The sequence below is a fragment of the Aquibacillus sediminis genome, from assembly GCF_005870085.1.
GTDB lineage: Bacteria > Bacillota > Bacilli > Bacillales > Amphibacillaceae > Aquibacillus_E > Aquibacillus_E sediminis.
In genome coordinates, this window is the sequence record NZ_SZNM01000005.1 from 69,202 (window position 1) to 91,331 (window position 22,130).

Here is a 22,130-nt window from a genome sequence, read left to right on the forward strand (position 1 = left end):
AACAACCCTAGGAGGTATGGATAATGGACGTAACAAAAGTATTAGATGCAAAAGGATTGGCATGTCCAATGCCGATTGTAAGAACAAAAAAGGCGATGAACGAATTAGAAAGTGGTGACATTCTAGAAGTGCATGCTACAGATAAAGGGGCAAAAAGTGACCTTACAGCATGGGCGAAATCTGGTGGTCATGAGTTATTACAAGATACCGAAGAAAATGACGTATTAAAGTTTTGGATTAAAAAAGGTTAAAAAAAGAAACGTGGCCCTTGAAATGAACATACAGGCAAAGACAATAACCTGTATGCTCTCAGGGGCCTTTTTAAAGGGGAGAAAGCAGGGATGGATCTCGCATTTATCATTACGATTTTTCTTATAGGTTTTTTTGGTTCGTTTATTTCAGGGATGTTAGGCATCGGTGGTTCTATTATTAAATATCCGATGCTTTTATATATTCCACCATTATTTGGACTTACAGCATTTACAGCTCACGAAGTTTCAGGTATTAGTGCAGTACAAGTGCTGTTTGCAACCATTGGTGGTGTTTGGGCATATCGTAAAGGCGGCTATTTAAACAAAACACTAATCCTATATATGGGAGTTAGTATTTTAATTGGTAGTTTTATTGGTGGTTATGGTTCCAAGTTAATGCCTGAAGCAGGTATTAATCTTGTCTACGGAATACTAGCCTTGATTGCAGCAGTCATGATGTTTGTGCCGAAAAAAGGTGTCGATGATATTCCGTTTGATCAAGTAACATTTAACAAAGGTTTAGCAGCGATTCTAGCATTAATCGTAGGGGTTGGTGCAGGGATTGTAGGGGCAGCAGGTGCCTTCTTATTGGTTCCGATTATGCTTGTTGTGTTAAAGATCCCGACACGAATGACGATTGCCTCTTCCTTGGCGATTACTTTTATTTCTTCGATTGGGGCAACCGTTGGAAAAGTTACCACTGGTCAAGTCGATTATTTTCCAGCAGCTATTATGATTATTGCTAGTTTAATTGCTTCACCTCTAGGAGCAAATGCTGGTAAAAAAGTAAATACGAAAGCATTACAAATAATATTAGCACTACTAATTTTAGGAACAGCTATCAAAATCTGGATCGATATTTTGTAGAATTTGTCCCGGTGCAAACGTCCGTAAGACTCCCACTTCAAAACATGAAGTGAAACGGAGATGTTTAAGTGGGAGTAAAACGGACGCTAACACCCCGAATGGTTCAACTAACACTCAGTGGGGGAAGAGCAAAAACTCCCACTGAGTGAAGTTTCACTTTGTGAAGCACTTCAATGTTTTTTAGATAAAAATCTATCAGGTGTGATATTTATCACATCGAAATCATTGGAGTGGTCTTATAATAATTAACATAATACCTATAGGGGTATGTGTATAAATCAAAAAGTTCGAAACTATTGGAGGTAAACAACTATGAAAAAAATTATTATCGTTGGCGGTGTTGCAGGTGGTGCAACGGCAGCAGCAAGACTTAGAAGATTAGATGAAGAATCACAAATTGTACTATTTGAAAGAGGAGAATATGTTTCATTTGCGAACTGTGGCCTTCCATACTATATTGGAGAGACCATTAAGGATCGTAGCAAATTACTTGTGCAAACGGTTGAAGGAATGAGTAAGAAGTTTAACCTAGACATTCGTAATTTAACGGAAGTAACAAAGATTGACCGTGAAAATAAAACAGTTACAGTGAAAAACGTTCAAACTGGTGAAACATATGAAGAAAGCTATGATGCGCTTATTTTATCACCTGGTGCGAAACCAATTTTCCCACCAATACCAGGGATTAAAGAAGCAGATAACATCTTCACACTAAGAAATATTCCAGATACGGACAAAATTAAAGCGTATGTGGACGAGCGTAAGCCAAACGAAGCAGTTGTGATCGGTGGAGGATTTATTGGTCTAGAAATGGCTGAAAACTTAGTAGATCGTGGTGTGAATGTTACACTTGTCGAAATGGCGAAACAAGTTATGGCGCCACTTGACTACGAAATGGCTGCAATTGTACACCGTCACTTAAAAGATAAAGGCGTGAACTTAATTCTTGAAGACGGAGTAAAAGCATTTGAAGATAATGGTAACAAGATTGTCTTGTCTAGTGGAAAAGAAATTACTACAGATATGACGATGCTATCCATTGGTGTAAAACCTGAAAACTCACTAGCAGCTGAAGTAGGTCTAGAACTTGGTGATCGTGGCGGTATTAAAGTAAATGAATACTTGCAAACGAATGACCCAGCAATCTTTGCTCTAGGAGATGCAATTGAAGTAACAGACTATATTAATGGACAACCAACCATGATTCCATTAGCAGGACCTGCAAACCGTCAAGGTCGAATCGTAGCCAACAATGTCTATGGCAAACAAGAAGCATACAAAGGAACACTTGGTACAGGGATTGCAAAAGTGTTCGATTTAACAGTAGCAACAACAGGGAACAATGAAAAAGTACTAAGCCAAAAAGGAATAGAATACCGTGTGGCGCACGTACACCCAGCTTCACACGCAGGTTATTACCCTGGTGCTGCACCAATTGCTCTAAAACTTATTTTTGATGGTGAAACAGGTAAAATCTTTGGTGCACAAGCAGTAGCTGCAGATGGTGCGGATAAACGTATCGACGTGATTGCGACTGCGATTAAAGGGAATTTAACCGTACATGATTTAACAGAAATCGAACTTTCTTATGCACCACCATTCTCATCTGCAAAAGACCCTGTAAACATGGTAGGGTATGTTGCTTCTAATATGATTGATGAAGGAATCGAAACAGCGCAATGGCATGAAATTGACCAAGTGATTGAAGATGGCGGCATGTTGATTGACGTACGTGAACCTGTAGAAAGAGAAGCAGGATTCATTAAGGGGTCTGTTAATATCCCATTAGGAGAAATCCGTGATCGTTTAGATGAAATTCCAAAAGACGAAACCATCTATATTACTTGTCAAGTTGGCCTACGCGGTTACCTTGCAACAAGAATCTTAACTGCTAATGGCTACAAAGTGAAAAACTTAGATGGTGGTTGGAAAACTTACTCAGCTGTGTTCCACAATGGTGATGAGCAAGCAGAAGAAGAAGCCGCAACGATTGAAAGCAATCAACAACTTGATGTGACAGGTTTACAATGTCCTGGACCACTTATGAACGTATTCAAAACAATGAAGACCTTTGAAAAAGGCGATATTCTTAAAGTACTAGCGACTGACCCTAACTTTATCAATGATATTAAGGGCTGGTGTGCAAGCAATGGTAACACCGTGCTAAAAATCGAACAAGATGACAAGACCTATGTAACTTACATTCGCAAAGACGCGTAATGTACAAAATCCCCTCCCATTTGTGAGGGGATTTTTATGTGGAGTATAACAAACATCAATAGATCTCAAGCGGATCCTCATTCTGCTATTTCATTTAAACTTCCCGTTTAAGGTGCGAAAGTGTCTTCATTCCATCTTCCTTCACCTTATCTATTAAGTAAAAGTTTATGTTTTTGAGACAAAACAATGAAAACTGCCCATAATTTATACATTACTTGTGATACTAATACAAAACGATAAGGATTGTGGTGCCTCGACAACAGATTCTAACTATATTCTTGTCATAGCCATTCTGTTTGGGTTTATACTTTGCACAGGTTGACAAGATACCTGCAGGGGTATAAAATGGAGCTATAACAAAACTAAATAGAATAGAGGAGAGAACATGACTATAATAATTGCAATCGTAATAACTCTAAGTCTACTGCTTCTCTATAAACGATATATCCCTGTATTTGGTGTAACAAAAATAGATGAAATCAATCGATATTACAATCAAGATGATACTGTCATTGTCGATGTTCGTGACTACCAAACGTCATGTAAGAATACGAAAAAAGGAACGACGTGTGTTCCATTACCTTACTTGAACCGGCATTTTGTCGAGATACCTAATAAACCTATTATTTTAATCGCTACGGATTATGTTGAAAAGAACTTAGCAACCCGGTTATTACGAAAAAAAGGCATGGCAGTTGTTGGTTATTATTTAACAGAGGATTTGGATAAGGAGAGATGCTACTATGAAATACGATACACAAGTCAAAAATAGAATGAAACGTATCGAAGGACAAGTACGTGGATTATTAAAAATGATGGAAGAAGAAAAAGAATGCCGCGATGTTGTGACGCAAATGTCTGCGGTTCGAAGTGCATTAGATCGGACAGCTGCATTAATTGTTAGTTCTAACCTGGAACAATGTATTCGAGAAGAAAATGAAAATGGTGAAAAATCCGAGGATCTTATCAAGGAAGCTGTTAATTTATTAGTGAAAAGCAGATAAACATCTTTTTGCAAGCTAAAAAACATTTAAGTTTTTTTAGTTTACAAAATACCTATTAGGGTATATAGTGGTCTGTGTACAGGGATAAATCATTAGAAGAAAATAGAATGGAGGATAAATTTATGAAAGAAATTTCAGCAAATGAACTAGCGAAAAAAGTGAAAGCAGGAGAAAAATTAAGCATTATTGATGTCCGGGAAGATGAGGAAGTAGCACAAGGGAAAATTCCAGGAGCTAAACATATTCCATTAGGACAAATTCCAGAACGACTAGATGAAATTGATAAGGATGAACATCATTTTATGGTTTGCCGTTCTGGAGGTAGAAGTGGAAATGCTTGTGCTTTTTTAACAGATAAAGGATATGATGTTACTAACATGCAAGGTGGCATGTTGGATTGGGAAGATGAAGTAGAAGTTGATTAGTAAGGAGGTAATTGAATGAGCATTATAGCTAATGAAGTATTAGATGCAAAAGGTTTAGCATGCCCAATGCCAATTGTAAGAACAAAAAAAGCAATGAATGATTTAGAAACGGGAGACATTCTAGAAGTGCATGCAACAGATAAGGGTGCGAAAAGTGACTTAACCGCATGGGCAAAATCAGGAGGACATGATTTGCTTCAAGATACAGAAGAAGGCGACGTATTAAAGTTTTGGATTAAAAAAGGTTAATAACTAACAAAAAGTAAAATAGCAGGTTATTCAAGCCTGCTATTTTACTATATAAAATCTTCTGTGAAGATAAGGCGCAAAATATGTAAGCGTCTAGTCTCAAAGTGAAGCAACTCAATCCCATAAAAAATATAATAATTCCTTGAAAAGGCAGATAATTCCTTAAACGCAAAATCCCGCATTAACAAAGGAAAGGGGAATACCACTTGACAGATAAAAAATTCAACCCAGAAAAAGCAGATAAACTTTTCAGTGAAGAAAGAAAAGCGCTATTACCGCCGGATAAACTCCTAAGCTACTTAGAAATCGATTCACAAGATGTTGTGGCCGATCTTGGTGCAGGCAATGGTTATTTTACACTTCCCATTGCACAAAAGACCACCAATACCGTGTATGCGGTAGATATTGAACCGAAAATGTTGAACATGTTAAAAGAAAACGCAGCAATAGCATCGATAGATAATATTCACTATGTAGAAAGTGATCTAGTGACGATTAAATTGGAGGATCAGTCCGTAAATAAAGCCATGATCTCGATGGTCATGCATGAAGTGTCTAGTATCGATCAAACGGTTCAAGAGATTAAACGTATTATAAAACAAGACGGGAAAATACTTATCATTGAATGGAAAGCAATCGAGATGGAGGCAGGACCACCGTTAAATCACCGTCTTCCTGCAGAGGAGTTACTAGAGGCTTTAAAAATTGCGAACTTTAATGTGGAGTTTATTGATCTAAATAGTCAACACTATGCAGTCGAAGCAAGTTTACATGATTAATATACGGATAGTGAGGTAAAATAAATGAAAAAGTTGTGGAATATGTTATGACCCTCACAAAAGATTATGTTCCTGGCAGGAGCAGTGTTTGTGATCGTCTCAATTGTAAGTAAGTTTATTTAAGGAGGCTTCTAATGTTCCACTATACAGTTGAAACAAACAACACAATGGAAGAAGCAGTTTCTTCATTAGAGGAAAGCTTAAAGCAAGAACAGTTTGGTGTATTATGGCAATTTGATATTGAAGAAAAACTACAATCAAAAGGGATAGATTTTAATCAACCTTACCTTGTCCTAGAAGTGTGTAATCCTCATGAAGCAAATCGTGTGTTATCGGAAAACTTAATGGTTGGTTACTTTCTACCTTGTAAGATTGTTGTTTATGAAGATCAAGGAAAAACAAAAATTGGTCTACCGAAGCCAACCGCGCTAATTCAAATGGTGGAGGATGAATCAATAAAGGATTTCGCAACAGATATTGAAAATCGCTTAATTCAAGCGATTGACCAAAGCATTTAACAGGGGTGTTGAACGATAAGGGATAATAGCTTCCTTATCGTTTTGTTATTTTACCTGGCTGTTTCCTAAAAGGTTGTTGTTTTGTCGCAATAAACATAAACTCCGACGTAAGTTTTATGTGAGTATCTTATTTCCTGATTTGAATTGAGTGCTGTACAACCGCTTTGGTAGAATACCCCGCTTTCCATGGGCACGGCCTCGGGCCAACAGGATGTTGGTCACGCAGGCGTTGTCACAGGACGTGACGATCTTAGCCTACGTTCCTTAATTCATGGGATCTTCGGCTCGCGCTGTTCCCATAGGACAAGGAATGCTTCGATAGCGATACATCGCACGAAGAAAATTGGTCTTTATTTTCGAGGAGTCTCCATATTCTACCTACGCTGTTAGTGGTGTTCTGATTAACGTCAGATACATATACCTAAACCAAAAGTGAATCATTGTTATCTACTAGAAAAAGGGAATTTTTGTACGTAATAATCAAGCAAAAAGCTATAAAATTACGATGCACATAACAAGAGCGGAGGAAATACACGTAGACTCCTTGAAAAAGGAAACCACTTTTTCTGCGTGCGATGTGAATTCACTGTAGCTTTCCTTGTCCTACGGGAGGAAAGGCCTAGGTGAGACCCCGCAGCGAGGGACGAGCGAGGAGGCTCATCAGCCGCCCGTGGAAAGCGTAGTGTATTTCCGGAGCTCTATACTAGCACTCATTTTATAAAAGCGAGCGAGAAAACCATTAGTTACGTCGTATTTTCTATCAACTGCCACATAAAAAAGCAACGAATTTCACCAAATGAGCGTTTTACTAATTTTCGTTAAATTTTCATATTGTTCATGTAATGTGTAAAATAAAAATAAACTACATACTAATTGGCGCGTTTCCATTTCACTGTTTAAGGCATTAGAAAAATAGTACAGCAATAGAGGAGGTCATACATATGAAAAAGTCAATCATCGTAGGTGTTGTTCTAGTTGGAATGTTAGCATGGGCGATTTATGATGTCACCAATCAACAGGAAGCAACTTCTGAATTTAGTTCAAGGGATGAAGTGGATGAATTGGAACAACAAGCTAGTGATCAAGGTAATGGTGAAAATGAGAAAAAGTCTAGTGAAACAGTTGGTTTAAATGTCGGCGATCAAGCACCAGATTTCGAGCTTGAGACCTTACAAGGCGAGAGCGTCAAACTTTCTGATTATCGAGGTGAACGCGTAATGATTAACTTCTGGGCAACATGGTGTCCACCATGTCGAGCGGAAATGCCTGATATGCAGAAGTTTCATGAGAACAAGGGTGTGGAAATCTTAGCGGTTAATTTAACCGATACGGAGGACGCCGTACAAGATGTGCATGACTTCGTTGATGATTTCGGCTTAACTTTTTCCATTTTACAAGATGCGGAGCTAGACGTAGCGACAACCTATCAAATTCAACCAATCCCAACGTCGTTTATGATTGATTCAAATGGCAAAATCCAATTTGTTGCCTATGGGCCGTTGAATTATGAACAGATGGTGCAAGAGTTTGAAACAATGAGCTAAAACACCTTCTGTTAAATACGAAAACATACAGGGGTGGAACAAAATGGACCAAACGATCTTAGTAGTAGAAGATGACAGGATGATCCGAGAATTAGTCGGTATCTATTTGCGAAAAGCGGGTTTTGAAGTAGTAGAAGCAGCGGATGGGGAAGTGGCAAAAGATGTATTTTTAACACACCATCCTTGCTTGATCGTATTAGATTTAATGCTACCAAAAGTTAGTGGCGAGGAATTTTGTACATGGGTTCGTGAGCAAGAGAAGAATGAGGTATCCATCATCATGTTATCTGCTAAATCACGGACAGAAGATAAGATTAATGGTTTGAAACTAGGGGCTGACGGTTATTTAACGAAACCGTTCGAACCTGAAGAACTAGTCGCACATGTGGAAGCAGTTTTGCGACGAACAGGACAATTTTGCCAAAAAATTGTTCATGGAGGACTTTGTATAAAGCCTAGAAGGGGAGAAGTAATCCTTTATGATCAACCAATTAAGTTAACGAAACATGAATTTAATTTGCTTTATTACTTTACGGAAAACCCTAATAGGCTATTTTCTAGAGAACAATTGATTGACCAACTGTACCCTCATTCAGATCGGACCATTATGGATCGCACCATTGATGCGCATATCAAAAAGTACGTGAAAAGATAGAAGACAACCCAAGTGACCCTAAACGAATCAATCCAGTTCGCGGAATGGGGTATAAATTTGTTCCGTAAATTTCATCAAGCATTTTTATTTCGATTGACGCTGTTAAATGTTGTAGTTGTTGCATCTTTTATTATTGTAACAGGGTTTGCCTTATATAATACAGCTTGTTTGTTAGTCGACGGAATGGTAACGGTGGAGAAACAATCCCGGTTTAATCAAACATTATTTGGTTATTTAATCATCTTCAGTCTTGCGGCGATTGTGATTGGGAGCACCATTCACTTTTACCTCACAAGAAAATTAATCCGACCATTGAGAGAATTAATTACGTCAACAAAAAGGATGAAAAAGGGACATTATCCCGCCCCAATTAAAACAACCTCCAACGATGAAACAGGTCAATTAGTCCATCATTTTAATGATATGGTGCAACAACTTAAATATAATGAGGAGCATCGTCATAAACTTATATCTGATTTATCGCATGAGTTTCGAACGCCTTTATCCAATTTGAATGGTTATTTGGGGGCGTTGAAAAATGAGGTAATGGTAGGGGACCCACAGTTATATGAATCTCTTTATGAAGAATCAAAACGTCTGACTAAGATGGTAAAGCAGTTAGAACAATTAAAAGAGTGGGATCATGTCTCCAATCAAACTTTCTTAGATAAACAATCTATAAACATGGCGGAACTTATTGATCAATCGGTGGAGTTATTTCAATGGTTATTGGAGAAACATAATATTCCGATTGAGCTACAAGTAAAGGATGGATTTGTTTTAGTGAATAAAGATGCCATGATGCAAGTGATGAGTAATTTGATTGAAAATGCGATTCGATATAACCAAGGTACTACGCCTATTTGTGTTAAAGGGGAATTATGTGAAGATGTATATAAAGTTTCGGTGATCGGAAACGGACACCCCATTCCGGAAAAGGATCGCGGAAAAGTATTTGACCGTTTTTATCGCGTCGACAATTCTCGCGGTAAGGAAACAGGCGGTAGTGGACTAGGACTTTCGATTTCCAAGGAAATCGTGGAACATCACCACGGTCAGGTTGGTTTAGATTCGACAAAAGATGACAAACATACTTTTTGGTTTACAATTCACTTACAAAAATAAGAGCATGCTGTCTGGTTCAACTGGACAGCATGCTTTTGTTTTAAGAAATTTTTTATGCCTGTTTTAATTCATACGTTTCGGTAATATGGATACTATCTTGAACAGATTGTATCATCCCACAATTTTTTCGTGTTAATGCAAGAGCTTTTTCAACTTTAGTTGAATCGAGAGCCTTTTCACTATAAATAATAAAAGTTAAATGTATTTCTTCGATTCGATTTGCTTGATCAGGATTTCTTTTAACTTCATAGAGACTTGTAACGTATGATAATCGATTCGCTTTTTATTTAAAATTTGTCGCAATAAATTGCCACTACAACCAACAATGGAAGCAATTAGTAGTTGATAGGGGCGGTATCCATGCTGTTCTTGTTTTGAAATGTGTAGTGTATTATGCGGTAACATCGTATGAACACCGTGATCATCGATAGTAAATTTCAACGCAAGCCACTCCTTCGAAGTTATCTTTTCTTAATCTAAGTGTACTCAGTAAATATGAAAAAAGTGTGAAGATATGAAGAGTTTCTGGAATAAATGTATGAACCTCTAGAACAGACACACAATAACTTTAGAGAGTTCACAGAAAAAGGTGAGGTTAAATGAAGGAGAAAGTGATTTTAAATAGTTTATCTATATTAGGAATTGTAACGATACCATATGCTATCAATAAAAGTTCTACCAAAGAAGGGATTATCGCCTTTTTATTGAAAGCTTTCTTATCTACTTTTTTTGGTAACATTATTGCTAGCAAAAAAATATTGGAATTTCCAATCCGTCAGTTCCCAAACGCCTTTAAGAGTAGTGTATTGTTTGATATGATTTTATTTCCATTGTTGTGTGTGTTTTACAATCAAACAACGTATCGATCTAATTTGTTCACTATGATTGTTCAGGCCTTTTTGTACAGTACACCTATCACAATTATAGAGACCTATTTAGAAAGACGAACGCGTTTGATTCGGTATAATAGTTGGAAATGGTATTACTCTCTATTTTCACTAGCTGCATCTTTTCTGATGATTCGAGGTATGATGGCTTACATTAGAAAGATTTCATCATGAAATTGGATTTATATGATACCCTCATGTAAATCCAATTTTTTATTGTGATATTAGTACTAGTCATAGGGAAGCTCGTTTGCGAAGAATAGGAGCAGTCCATTCGGATAATAATCACCATGATTTCAGTTAATTGTTCCTCTTTGCTTAATAGGTAATAATACCTGTTTGGTTAGGGTTAAACTAAACCTTGAGTTAAGTTAGTCAAAAAGTAGTATATTTTGTAACGGTTTTCAAATAATATAGCTTAACTATCGTCATAAAGTAGGTATGTAAGATGAGAAACATTGCAGCATTATTTTCATTATTGATGCCTGGCTTCGGTCAGATCTATAACAAACAACTTTTTAAAGGGATCATTTTTGTGATTTTTGAACACTTTGATAATATGGTAGGAAAAATTAATCGAGCTATTCAATTGGATTTCAATGGAATGCACCAACAGGCACTGGATGTAACAGTTTATGACGCCATGTTATTTTATCCGGGTTTTTATGTCTATGCCGTTTGGGACGCATGGTTTTATGCTAAAAAAGGTGCCGACAAAACCGTTACTGCCATTCCTTTCGTTATCGCAGGATTCATGGGGGAAATGGGAGCGATCTTTGCAAAACAATTGCCAGTTCCAACCTTAACAGTAGGTTTGACAATGATTATTCCCATGATCATTGGCATGATTATTTACCGAAAGCAATAAGAAGGAGATTTAAAAAAACAAATGAGTCCGTTTTGGAATCAAGTTATGAAAAATAAGAAAGAAACTGTTTCTGAATTAACAGCTAAAGCTCAAGAATTAAAAGTAGATCTTTGGCTATCCGATGTCGTTTTCATCCTTCATTGGTGGGGTGGTGTTGCACTTACTATCATCCCATGGGGTATATGGTGGATCGTTCAGCCGACAACAAGTCGGTACCGTATGTTGTTTGTTGGTTTTTCGATTATTATTATTTCATCTTTTCTAGATTTCATCGGCTCACAATATGATTTGTGGCGGTATTATTATGAGGTCTTTCCGTGGGTTCCAGCCTATGCACATACAAACCTAATGTTTCCCCATGGGTTAAGGGACTTATATTTTCGCTATTGACAACGTTTGTAGGAGAACCAATTATTTCCTATTTTGGCTACTATGAAACGATAAAATGGGAATTTTACTATTCGTTTCCTATATATTTTATGATTTATCTGTTTAGTAATGAGCTCAGCAAAGTAAATGGATTTGCACAACTTGATACATCGTCATGAAAGCACTTGGAAATAGGCCAAGTGCTTTGTTCGTTAGGTGTAGTTCAACTCTTCTGCACGTTGCGACCAACTTCCAAATCGAAAGCTTTTCCAATTCTATCACTCATGTTTTAACCAAGCCTGGAATATGCATTAATAGAGACCCTAAAACGTTTGTTAATTGAGCTGAACATGATGTCAGAATTCATGAGATAGGGGGAAAAATCGATGGTCGAAGCCATTTTACAAATTTTCATTAGCGAACAAAAAGCTGAAGCGATTTTAGCAAATGATGTAATCGAACTGATTTTTATGGTGTTGTTTGTTACTTTTACTGTTACATTTGTTGTCCACATCCTTTTATTTAATAAATTAAGAAAACTACGAAACTATTTAAATGAAACAGGACGAATGGACATAGAACCGTTACGCACAATAAAAGAACAGTTTGACCATAGACAACAAGAAGAATCGGTAAAAGTAGATACATTTGTACAGGAGAAATTTTCATCATGGTGTGTATTCAATGTACCTGTTGTTAATTTAATAAAAATGATTCAGATGACAGTATCCGTATTTATTTTAATCGGGGTGTTAGGTACATTTATTGGATTAACGATGTCGTTAGGTAGTATTGACGCTGGCGGTGAACAATTAGTTGAAAATGTTGCAAGTGTCTTAGCGGGGATTGATGTTGCCTTTTACACTAGTATCGCGGGGATGGGTTGTTCTTTAATCATGACGATGCTTGTGAAGATTTGTAATACAGAATTTCTGTTAACAGATATGATGTTAAAAGTAGAAACCAATTTAGCAGAGGAAGAACAAAATGGATTGGCTCGTCTGATTGATGTAACAGAGATGATTCACAGTTCCATCAATCGATTACAAGAAACGAACCAACAATCTTTACAAGGAATCGAAAACTCCTTTCAAGGCTTTCAAGATTATACAGAAGGTTTGCAACAATCAGCGGAAGATTTAGCAACCTTTAATCAAGGGTTAGCTAGCAATCTCGAACACTTTCAAGTTATTTTTCAGCGCGTAGGAGAGATGACGGAAGGGTTTGAACAAGCAACAGCCAAACTGAATGATAATTTTGATCAATTGTTTAGTTATTTTAACAAAATGGATGAACGGAATGACAAAGTTGTCACAACGTTTGAAAAAACCTACGAAAAAATGAAAGGTACATCCGAAGCACAAATGGAAACATTACGCAACTTTGAAGACTCTGTCGATGATTTAAAGCAGTTTACGTCTTCTGTTGCTGATGGACAATCCTCTGTCAAACATGCCTTTGAAAAAATTAATCAAGAATGTCGTGGGTTAGCCGAACAAATGAAAGCACACAACCAAGAATTTAAAAACATCTTTGGCCATGATCTAAGTGCTAAGTTATCAGGAATGACCAAGTACTTAAGTGAATTCTCAAGAGATTTCCAGCGTGTAGGCGATTCGATTACGCCTTTACCGCAAGCATTAGAAGCGATGAATCAAACACAGGCAGAGTTTAGAAATCAGTTAACAGGTCAGTTGGATGACCTAAAGCGTTTTAATGATGAATTCCATCATCATCTGAAGTCACATGCAACCGAAACGTTTATGTTAGAGAAACATTTACAAGAAGCGACCACTACGTATGAACAAGTAGGGATCAAAAATAATCAACTCATTAAAGAAATGAATGATACGATATCCCAAATGCAACAAGGCTTTCAACAGCGAGAGAATCAATTGGATTCGAACTTAACTTTCATGAAAGACACGCTTTCACGATATGTTGCGACATTGGAAGGTGAACTCGGAGATAAACTAGATAAAGTGGTTCGTACGATTGGTGATTATATGGATGTTACCAACACTGGAATGAAAAAAGAATTCAAAGAAATTCGTCAGATAGTGGAGGAGATGCAACAAACAAACGGACGTTATACAAACCAAACCTTTACTGAGTTAAACCAGGAAATTCAAAAGTTAAATCAGCAGCTACATGCATACAGTCAGGAAACATCTAAATTAAATGACGCGGTAAGGTTGAGTGGGCATGATTAATAAATATCAGAAGTTATTTAAGGGAGAACAGGACGATAGTCAGTTTTGGCCTTCTTTTACAGATTTACTAACGTCGATTTTGCTTTGTTTCGTATTAATCTTCATTAGTATGATGGTAATTAAATCATTACAAATTGAAGAGATGAAAAAAACATTAGATCAGATCATGGGTGTTCGTGCCCAGCTGGTAAGTGACTTAAATGAAGAATTTAATGATTCACCACTAGGAATCGAGGTAGATGAACAGACAGGAGCGATTATATTCGATACAGAGATTTTATTTGAATATGATGAGGCAGTATTAAAGGAGGATTCGTTTCACTTTCTTGACGAATTTGTACCTAAATATTTAGATGTGTTATTAGGTAGTGGGTATGAAGACTATATTGCAGAAATCATCATTGAAGGACACACCGATCGAGAGAATAGTTATTTATACAACTTGGAGCTTTCCCAAGAGCGGGCGTTTAGTGTTGCAGATTATATTCTAGGTGATCAATTTCCATATAAAAACATCCAAGACCATCTACAAGATAAATTAACGGTAAATGGTAAGTCATTTACGGACAGCCGCCGGGATGAAAATGGAGACTATAGTGCAGAAGCATCAAGGCGGGTTGAGTTTAAATTTAGGTTGAAAGATGAAGAGATTTTAGATAAGACAAGAGATATTTTGAATGGTGATGGATAAATTTCAAAACACACCGATACTTATTGTTTAAGTATTGGTGTGTTTTTGGTGCACGCATATCTTCACTGCGGATTAAGTAGACGTTGAGTTCTGAAACGTCCAAGAAAGAGGGTCCGTAGCAACATATTCTGCAATCATTCAGCCTTGATTCAACCACATGTACACATAGAAACCCTCTATGTGGTTAAAATAAACACGAAATTGTTGGGCTAAAAGCTAGTGTGAAAATATTTACAAACTTACAGATTATGGTATAGTAATTCATGTTGTTTAGTTATAGGTTTGGAGATGATGGAAATATTTTTATTATACTTTTTTATTGGGATGGTTGCTTCCACACTAGGAGCAATGGCCGGTTTAGGTGGGGGCGTCATCATCAAACCGGTATTAGATGTGTTCGGACATTTTGATTTGGCTACTATCGGCGTGTTATCTGCCGCAACCGTTTTTGCAATGGCTGCTACTTCGTTAATAAAAATACGAAAAAAAAAATTTGAATTAGATAAGAAGAATAGCCTGTTAATTGCCATAGGCTCAATTATTGGTGGGTTTGTTGGAAAAGCTATCTTCAATTTTGTAATACTTCAATTAAAGCTTTCTGCCACGATCGGTGCGTTTCAATCAACATTACTTGCAGTGATTTTGTTATGTATTTATTTATTCATAAAAAATAAAAACCATATTAAGACTTACCAAGTGGAAAGCAATACCATCATCTTTACTGCTGGATTTGTTCTGGGTTTGTTGTCAGCGTTTTTAGGTATTGGTGGTGGGCCGCTAAATGTAGCAATTTTAACATTATTATTCTCGATGAATGCAAGAAATGCCTCGTTTAATTCCTTGTTCATTATCTTTTTCTCCCAATTGTCATCCCTCTTACTAGTCCTGTTCACGACAGATATTAGAGAGTACGATTTATCGATGCTTGTTTATATGATTGTTGGAGGAATACTCGGGGGGATTGTAGGTAGTAATTTGGTGATGAAATACACCAATAAAACCATTTCCAAGATATTTAATATAACCATCCTTCTTGTTTTACTTATTAATATCTTTAATATTTTTAAGTTTATTATGTTTTAGGCTATGGTGTTATTCGTATTGATATAATATAAAAAACATAACTTCCTTGAAATTAGAAGTTATGTTTTTTATTGCTTATTAAACTCAAAAAATAAAATAATGATTTAGGTAGCTGTTTACGATTCCGTGAAATTGTTGAGCGTTTCAATTTGTTGGATAACGTATTCAAATCAGAAAAGAAAGCTTGATTGTGCGATGGAGCTGTTTGTATACTTATCTGGTTTGTGAGAAGAAGTAATTTTTGGTGTTTGTAAAATAGAAAAAGGTGGGAAGTTGTTTTGCCTAGTCTTTTTGTGCGCATGTAAAAAATTACAATATCATCTTAAAAAATGGGAAAAAGCAACATTAGGCGGCTTATATTTTTTAGAAGAGAATAATTTGATATCAAAATCATTTATAGAAAGCTGATGAAGAAGCTGATTTAATCGTGTTCTAACCCCTTTCACAATTGACATAGAAGTAGTTGTGAAAAGCGTGATTAGCATTGAATCCTCTCCTTATCCAGTATTAATACAAGCATAAGGGAATCCATTGATAAAAATGACAGAATTTTTTAAAATATTAACTAGTAGAATGATGGTAGTTCTTGTCGAATTGTGTTGAAAACCAGCTGTTAATTTTCTATACTTATAGTATAAAAAATTACATATCACGTTTACCGATAATGGCAAACTTATCGAAAGGTAAGGACGCAAAGCTACGGACCTAAAGCAAAAAAGTGATGGTGGCCGAGTTACCGAAGTACTATTTATGATTTTATAAAAGGTAAACCAACTAGTTGGTTTGCCTTTTATTTTGCACATGAGGAAATATAGTACCAATTTTTAGCTACTAAGTCTTACCAGTGCACTCCAATCAAATATCAAACGTGGGAAAGGATGTTTAAAATAAAACCTAGTATTAAACGATTGTTACCAAAAGGGAAGCAATCCAGTCAATCAAACGATGACCCGTTAACGGATGAAAGTCAATTAACAGGTTTGATTAAACATATATCGCAAGAAAATGAAGAATATAACACATTGACTCAATTACCAAATCGTTATTATTCAAGAGAAGCGATTAAAAAGTGGATCCATGAACACGAACAAAAGCAGAAAAGTTTTGCTTGCTTTTACATTAATGTAGATGGGTTAAATCAAGTGAATACTAATTTTGGTTATGAAGTTGGCGATGTTGTTTTAAAAAAGACGGCAGAAAAAATGAAACAGGTGATGAACGAGAAGGGGGTACTCTTTCATATTGGTAGTGACGAATTTATTGCCCTTGTTAAACACCTTCCGAATCAAGCTGATTATTACCAATTTGCTCAACAAGTTGTAAAGGCGACGGAATTGCCTATTAAGATTGCCAGTTACGATGTGTACATTACGCTAAGTGTTGGAATAAGTGTTTTTTCGGTTGATAGTGTGGACCATCATTCTTTAGTGAGTAATGCACATACGGCTTTAAAATACTCGAAACAAACTGGAAAAGGTAGTTACCAAATCTATGCGCCCAACAAAAATATTGAGTCATTTAAATTATTTCAATTAGAAAATGACATAAGACACGCATTATCGAAACAACAAATTTATATTGAATACCAACCACGAATTAGTCCAATTACAGAACGAGTGCTGGGAGCAGAGGCGCTTATTCGTTGGGATCACCCTGAATGGGGAGTAATTTCACCTGCAGAATTTATCCCTGTAGCAGAAGCGAATGTAAAGGTGTTGCAACAGATTGATGATTTTTTATTACGAAGTGTATGTGAGCAAATTAATACATGGCAACAGCAAGGAATTTCTCAAACAGTTATCTCCATCAATTTATCTCCGAAACGTTTCATGATGACGGATCTCGTTGATAAGATTGAGTCGTATATTCGAGAATTCAAGATTTCTCCAGCAATGTTGGAGATTGAAGTTACTGAAGGAGCTTTATTACCAAGTAAAAAAATTGTAGAACAACATCTCAAACGTCTACAAGCGATAGGAGTTTGTATTGCGTTGGATGATTATGGTACAGGGTACTCGAATGTTCAATATCTAAAGCAATTTCCAATTGACACAATTAAAATAGATCGTGAATTTACACGACATATAGCAGATAATGAACAAGATGCGATTATAATTAAATCCATTATCGATCTAGCCAAAGGATTAAATAAACGAGTTGTTGCGGAAGGAATCGAAACAAAAGACCAGCTAGATATGATAAAAAAGTTCAAGTGTGATGAAATACAAGGATACTTATATAGTGAGTCGGTTGATAGTGAGCAAATGGGTGAATTCTTCCGTAAGCAAATCATCCCACCTAAGCAACCACAAGTCCAACCGCGAAGAGAAAGACGACAGTATTTTCGAGTCCAGTTACCGTTCTCGTTAAGGACACAAATGACAATTTTATCTTTTAATGATAAACCTGTATCACTAGGATCATCAGAAGTTTTCGTTCAAGATATTGGCTTGGGTGGTTTAAGATTTTTAACCCATTTACGTTTGAAGTCTCATGAAAATATCGTCTACGGATTTAATACGACCATCATGAACACAAATATTCACTTAAGTGGAAAGATTGTTTGGCAAGAAGAGAATGGGAAAGAATCCTTTGAATATGGCGTTGAGTTTATGATTGAAGAATCAGATCGTGATGTATTAGCGAAATTACTGAATGATATGTCGGTTAAGATAAAACAAAATCCTGCATTTAATGAGGGGGATTTTGTTATCGAGTAGACTGGCTTATAATTGTGGATTTATTAGCATCGTATAGGTTAGGGTATCGCAGATTATATATGACATATATCACGTTTTGTTTGGTTGGACAGTGATAGAATAAAGGTATAACCTAGAGAGAGAGGGAATAGTAGCAATCCATACATGATGATAAATAAATAAGTATGGAACCATAACTATTTGAAGAAAATAGATATAGAAGAGGTGTTAGGATGAGTTTTTCAGTTACAAAAGAAGCAGCACAATGGTACAAAGATGAAATGGGTTTAGAGGCAGGAGACCATGTTCGTTTCTTTGTGAAATTATATGGAGGGATTAAAACCGCACATCCGTCATATTTTTTAGGTGTTGAAGTAGCGCAGGAAGGCGAAATTGCAATTAAAGAAGAAGTGGAAGGAATTACTTTTTATTTCAATAAAGAAGATGCTTGGTTATTGGATGATTATGATTTAAAGATTGAAATGGGCCAAGAAGAAACAGTTTTTCAATTTAGTGAAAAACAATAGAGGTACCTAAGATCACAGCTATGAAGGTTGTGGTCTTTTTTATTGTCTATTAAACGAAAGGATTAATTACAACTGTTTTTTTATGATGGTTGAAGCATGTTTCATAGCCTTTTGACAAATACTACAATGTACGATTGAGATTGTAGTAAAGGAGTTGAATCGGTAATGGAGCATTTTCAGAGATATGATATAAAAAAAGTGAACCACTATACAAATGAGTATATGATGATTATTTATCTTGATGATCAATTAACAGAGTTTGCATCAGAGTTAGATCAGTCACCAACAACAAAGAAAAATATGATGACAAATGTACGCCAAATTTTAAATAATCGTTATCCCAATTTAAAAATTACAATGGTAAAAGTGGTAATTGGCGGGATGGCGATGATGTCTATCCCAATTGGTGGGACGATAGCGGAAGCGGCAGAAACGACATCAGAATCATCACCACAGCAAGTCGTGCAAGCTGATTCCATCTATTATCAAGTAAAACCAGCTGATACTTTATGGAGTCTTGCTCGAACGTTTAATACAACAGTGGATCAGATCAAGCAGGCGAATAACCTTAATTCTGATACAGTGCGCCTTAATCAACAACTCATTATTCCTCAAGCATTTCATACCGTGCAATCAGGGGATTATCTCACCGTTCTTGCTAAGAAGTATAATACATCGGTAGACGCAATCAAAGAAGCTAATCGTTTAACAAGTGATTTTACAAAAATTGGGCAAACGTTAGTAATTCCTGTGAGTATCAATCAAGCAACACCACAAACTTCACAGACAACAGAAAAACCTTCTGATCAACAAGGGTCGGCCAGTTACACGGTAGTATCAGGGGATAACTTATCAACGATAGCTAAACGCTTCGGTACAACGGTGGATGCAATCAAAAGCGCCAACAATTTAACGTCAGACTTTTTGCGAGTAGGTCAAGACCTAACCATACCAACAGCCGAAATAACAGACAACACTCCAGTGCAACAAACAACGGAAAGTTATACAGTTGTGTCAGGAGATAATCTAACGACAATAGCAAAACGCTTCGGCACAACTGTAGATGCAATCAAAAGCGCCAATAATTTGACATCAGATTTTTTACGTTTAGGTCAAGAGTTAACGATCCCAACTGCTAAGACAACAGATGCAACAACAGAGACAGCACCAACACAACAAACAACGGAAAGTTATACAGTCGTGTCAGGAGATAACTTAACGACAATAGCGAAACGATTTGGCACAACTGTAGATGCAATCAAAAGCGCCAATAATTTGACATCAGATTTTTTACGTTTAGGTCAAGAGTTAACGATCCCAACTGCTAAGACAACAGATGCAACAACAGAGACAGCACCAACACAACAAACAACGGAAAGTTATACAGTTGTGTCAGGAGATAACTTAACGACATTAGCGAAACGATTTGGTACAACCGTAGATGCAATCAAAAGCGCCAACAATTTAACATCAGATTTTTTACGTATTGGACAAACGTTGAATATTCCAAGTCAAAACGCACCATCACATCCCGTTCAACAAACAACACCAGAACAAATTGAACAGGAAAGAGTAACTTTTACCTATTCAGTGCGGTCGGGAGATAATTTGTCCGCTCTTGCTAATCGCTTTGACGTAAGCGTGGATGCCATACGTACGGCTAATCAATTAAAAAGCGATATGCTTCAAGTCGGCCAAGCCTTAACAATACCGAATGGAATCAATGCTCCAGTTCAAGCAGGTACAAATACTGTTACGTATACAACTCACACAGTAAAAGCGGGGGATACAATTTGGGATATAAGTGTTCGGTATGGTATTCCACAACAAGAGTTATTACGAACTAATAATCTAACTGCTAGTAGTATGCTTTCCATTGGTCAAAAGCTAACGATCCCTGTGCATCAAATTGGAGTGAAACAGGTTGTAAGTGAGAAACATGGGGAATATTTAGATTGGTGGACAGAAGCACAATATGTGTTTACAATTGGAAAAACAGCAAAGGTTACAGATTTTGTAACGGGAAAAAGTTTTTATATCAAACGAACGATTGGGGCCAATCATGCTGACTCAGAAACAGTATCTATAAATGACACCAATATTGCCAAGTCGATATGGGGAGGTTATTCATGGACACCGCGCGCTGTCATCTTAGAAGTAGATGGTAGGAAAATCGCTGCTAGTATGAGTTTTATGCCACATGAACGTGAGTATATATCAGGAAATGGCATTACTGGGCATTTTGATGTCTATTTTGGAGATAGCACCCGACATAAGGATGGTAAAGCAGATGCCTCCCATCAAGCCCAGGTGGAAAAAGCAGCAGGAATTGGGGCTGTGTAAAAAAATATCGCTCCATCATCAGGAGCGATATTGTCAACATTATAGGGGACCCAACCATTCCATATCCTAATGGGATTTATTCGTCTACCTGAAACGGTAATCGATCTTAATTCATCCCATTACGGGGTCAATCACTTCTGATTTCAACAAATCATAGTTACAGTCATCGTCGACTGTCTAGTTGAAGTGTGCCCTCTCAGGATAAGTCAGTTCCGTGAAAATGGATACTGATTTCCTGATTAAACTATTTATTTTTTAGACTCAAAATTCATAATGATCGGCTTGAAAGTAGGAGCGTGTTAATTTAATTAACATTCTAATGTTTAAAGGTGATCAACTGTCCATCAAACGGTTAAGGTTGGACTAAAGACTCACATTTCTGCTAAATTATTGATTGATTTCCTCGATGGTCTTTGATCTGGTTTTCTTCTAGCTTTCCCAATAAGCTAAAGTTATCAAGATCGTTACAAACCTAGTAAATCGAGCACAATATTCAACTAACTGAGTGATCTTTAGGTTCCTTAAGGGTTATGATGTTTTTTTAACCACTTTGACCACAATAGAACATTAGGTCCGACGCTTTCTTTCAAGTTTTCTCGAAGAAGCTAGTGTAGGATGTTACAACCAATTTTTTTGCTTCATGATAGCCGACTTTATTTTTCCTAGTTTTCTTTCAAACCGTATTGAAACGGAACTAACTAGGATGGTTGAGTCTCCTATAATGTTCACTTAGTAAGAAAGATGTTTTGTTTTTTGTTATCTTATCTTTGTTACAACTAAAGTATAACATGGAAAGACAGTGATGTCTGTGAC

20 protein-coding genes, 2 pseudogenes and 1 riboswitch are annotated in these 22,130 nt (G+C 36.6%); of the genes and pseudogenes, 21 read left to right on the forward strand and 1 reads right to left on the reverse strand.

Annotated features, from left to right (window positions below):
- Window positions 1–23 precede the first annotated feature (23 nt).
- The 12 genes and pseudogenes from FCI53_RS07310 (at window position 24) to FCI53_RS07370 (ending at window position 9,637) form a co-directional block, all read left to right on the forward strand.
- A complete protein-coding gene (locus FCI53_RS07310; protein WP_138417361.1) occupies window positions 24–251 on the forward strand; it encodes a sulfurtransferase TusA family protein in 228 nt (75 codons plus the stop codon).
- 90 nt (window positions 252–341) lie between these two features.
- Window positions 342–1,118 (forward strand): sulfite exporter TauE/SafE family protein, encoded by a 777-nt coding sequence (locus tag FCI53_RS07315; RefSeq protein WP_138417363.1) that lies wholly within the window; start codon window positions 342–344, stop codon window positions 1,116–1,118.
- Between the two features lie 312 nt (window positions 1,119–1,430).
- Window positions 1,431–3,338 carry a CoA-disulfide reductase gene (locus FCI53_RS07320; protein WP_138417365.1) on the forward strand — a complete coding sequence of 636 codons (1,908 nt, stop codon included), beginning with the start codon at window positions 1,431–1,433 and terminating at the stop codon, window positions 3,336–3,338.
- Window positions 3,339–3,723: 385 nt separating this feature from the next.
- Entirely contained in the window at window positions 3,724–4,110 is a 387-nt protein-coding gene (locus FCI53_RS07325) for a rhodanese-like domain-containing protein (RefSeq protein WP_138417367.1), read from the forward strand.
- Window positions 4,082–4,342, forward strand: coding sequence for a metal-sensitive transcriptional regulator (locus FCI53_RS07330; RefSeq protein WP_138417369.1), 261 nt, complete (start codon window positions 4,082–4,084; stop codon window positions 4,340–4,342). Before FCI53_RS07325 ends, FCI53_RS07330 begins: the two co-directional genes overlap by 29 nt.
- Before the next feature lie 122 nt (window positions 4,343–4,464).
- Window positions 4,465–4,767, forward strand: a complete 303-nt coding sequence (locus FCI53_RS07335; RefSeq protein ID WP_138417371.1) for a rhodanese-like domain-containing protein — start codon at window positions 4,465–4,467, stop codon at window positions 4,765–4,767.
- A gap of 15 nt (window positions 4,768–4,782) precedes the next feature.
- Window positions 4,783–5,016 carry a sulfurtransferase TusA family protein gene (locus tag FCI53_RS07340; protein ID WP_425457159.1) on the forward strand — a complete coding sequence of 78 codons (234 nt, stop codon included), beginning with the start codon at window positions 4,783–4,785 and terminating at the stop codon, window positions 5,014–5,016.
- Between the two features lie 206 nt (window positions 5,017–5,222).
- Window positions 5,223–5,795, forward strand: coding sequence for a class I SAM-dependent methyltransferase (locus tag FCI53_RS07345; RefSeq protein WP_138417374.1), 573 nt, complete (start codon window positions 5,223–5,225; stop codon window positions 5,793–5,795).
- A 134-nt stretch (window positions 5,796–5,929) separates the two neighbouring features.
- Window positions 5,930–6,313 (forward strand): DUF302 domain-containing protein, encoded by a 384-nt coding sequence (locus FCI53_RS07350; RefSeq protein WP_138417376.1) that lies wholly within the window; start codon window positions 5,930–5,932, stop codon window positions 6,311–6,313.
- Between the two features lie 941 nt (window positions 6,314–7,254).
- Window positions 7,255–7,857, forward strand: coding sequence for a redoxin domain-containing protein (locus FCI53_RS07360; protein ID WP_138417380.1), 603 nt, complete (start codon window positions 7,255–7,257; stop codon window positions 7,855–7,857).
- A 43-nt stretch (window positions 7,858–7,900) separates the two neighbouring features.
- Window positions 7,901–8,580 (forward strand): annotated as a pseudogene (locus FCI53_RS07365) (response regulator transcription factor).
- Complete coding sequence (locus FCI53_RS07370) at window positions 8,570–9,637, forward strand: sensor histidine kinase (RefSeq protein WP_246050038.1); 1,068 nt, start codon at window positions 8,570–8,572, stop codon at window positions 9,635–9,637. Before FCI53_RS07365 ends, FCI53_RS07370 begins: the two are co-directional and overlap by 11 nt.
- Before the next feature lie 52 nt (window positions 9,638–9,689).
- Here the strand turns inward: FCI53_RS07370 and FCI53_RS22180 are convergent.
- Window positions 9,690–10,042, reverse strand: a pseudogene (locus FCI53_RS22180) (OsmC family protein).
- A 194-nt stretch (window positions 10,043–10,236) separates the two neighbouring features.
- Here FCI53_RS22180 and FCI53_RS07380 point away from each other — a divergent pair.
- The 9 genes from FCI53_RS07380 to FCI53_RS07420 all read left to right on the forward strand — a co-directional run bounded on the left by FCI53_RS07380 (window position 10,237) and on the right by FCI53_RS07420 (window position 21,317).
- Window positions 10,237–10,698, forward strand: coding sequence for a CBO0543 family protein (locus FCI53_RS07380; protein WP_138417382.1), 462 nt, complete (start codon window positions 10,237–10,239; stop codon window positions 10,696–10,698).
- 274 nt (window positions 10,699–10,972) lie between these two features.
- Window positions 10,973–11,392 (forward strand): hypothetical protein, encoded by a 420-nt coding sequence (locus FCI53_RS07385; protein WP_138417384.1) that lies wholly within the window; start codon window positions 10,973–10,975, stop codon window positions 11,390–11,392.
- 21 nt (window positions 11,393–11,413) lie between these two features.
- Window positions 11,414–11,782 (forward strand): hypothetical protein, encoded by a 369-nt coding sequence (locus FCI53_RS07390; protein ID WP_138417386.1) that lies wholly within the window; start codon window positions 11,414–11,416, stop codon window positions 11,780–11,782.
- A 365-nt stretch (window positions 11,783–12,147) separates the two neighbouring features.
- Window positions 12,148–13,974, forward strand: a complete 1,827-nt coding sequence (locus tag FCI53_RS07395) for a MotA/TolQ/ExbB proton channel family protein (RefSeq protein WP_138417388.1) — start codon at window positions 12,148–12,150, stop codon at window positions 13,972–13,974.
- The gene (locus FCI53_RS07400; RefSeq protein ID WP_138417389.1) at window positions 13,967–14,665 is read left to right on the forward strand and encodes an OmpA family protein; all 699 of its coding nucleotides are present in this window, start codon (window positions 13,967–13,969) and stop codon (window positions 14,663–14,665) included. Before FCI53_RS07395 ends, FCI53_RS07400 begins: the two co-directional genes overlap by 8 nt.
- 291 nt (window positions 14,666–14,956) lie before the next feature.
- Window positions 14,957–15,748: a sulfite exporter TauE/SafE family protein gene (locus tag FCI53_RS07405; RefSeq protein ID WP_138417391.1), complete on the forward strand. Its 792-nt coding sequence runs from the start codon at window positions 14,957–14,959 to the stop codon at window positions 15,746–15,748.
- Window positions 15,749–16,404: 656 nt separating this feature from the next.
- Window positions 16,405–16,489, forward strand: a riboswitch (cyclic di-GMP riboswitch).
- Between the two features lie 137 nt (window positions 16,490–16,626).
- Window positions 16,627–18,468 carry an EAL domain-containing protein gene (locus FCI53_RS07410; protein WP_138417393.1) on the forward strand — a complete coding sequence of 614 codons (1,842 nt, stop codon included), beginning with the start codon at window positions 16,627–16,629 and terminating at the stop codon, window positions 18,466–18,468.
- A 212-nt stretch (window positions 18,469–18,680) separates the two neighbouring features.
- The gene (locus tag FCI53_RS07415; protein ID WP_138417395.1) at window positions 18,681–18,974 is read left to right on the forward strand and encodes a HesB/YadR/YfhF family protein; all 294 of its coding nucleotides are present in this window, start codon (window positions 18,681–18,683) and stop codon (window positions 18,972–18,974) included.
- A gap of 165 nt (window positions 18,975–19,139) precedes the next feature.
- Window positions 19,140–21,317 carry a muramidase family protein gene (locus FCI53_RS07420; protein WP_138417397.1) on the forward strand — a complete coding sequence of 726 codons (2,178 nt, stop codon included), beginning with the start codon at window positions 19,140–19,142 and terminating at the stop codon, window positions 21,315–21,317.
- Window positions 21,318–22,130: the final 813 nt, after the last annotated feature.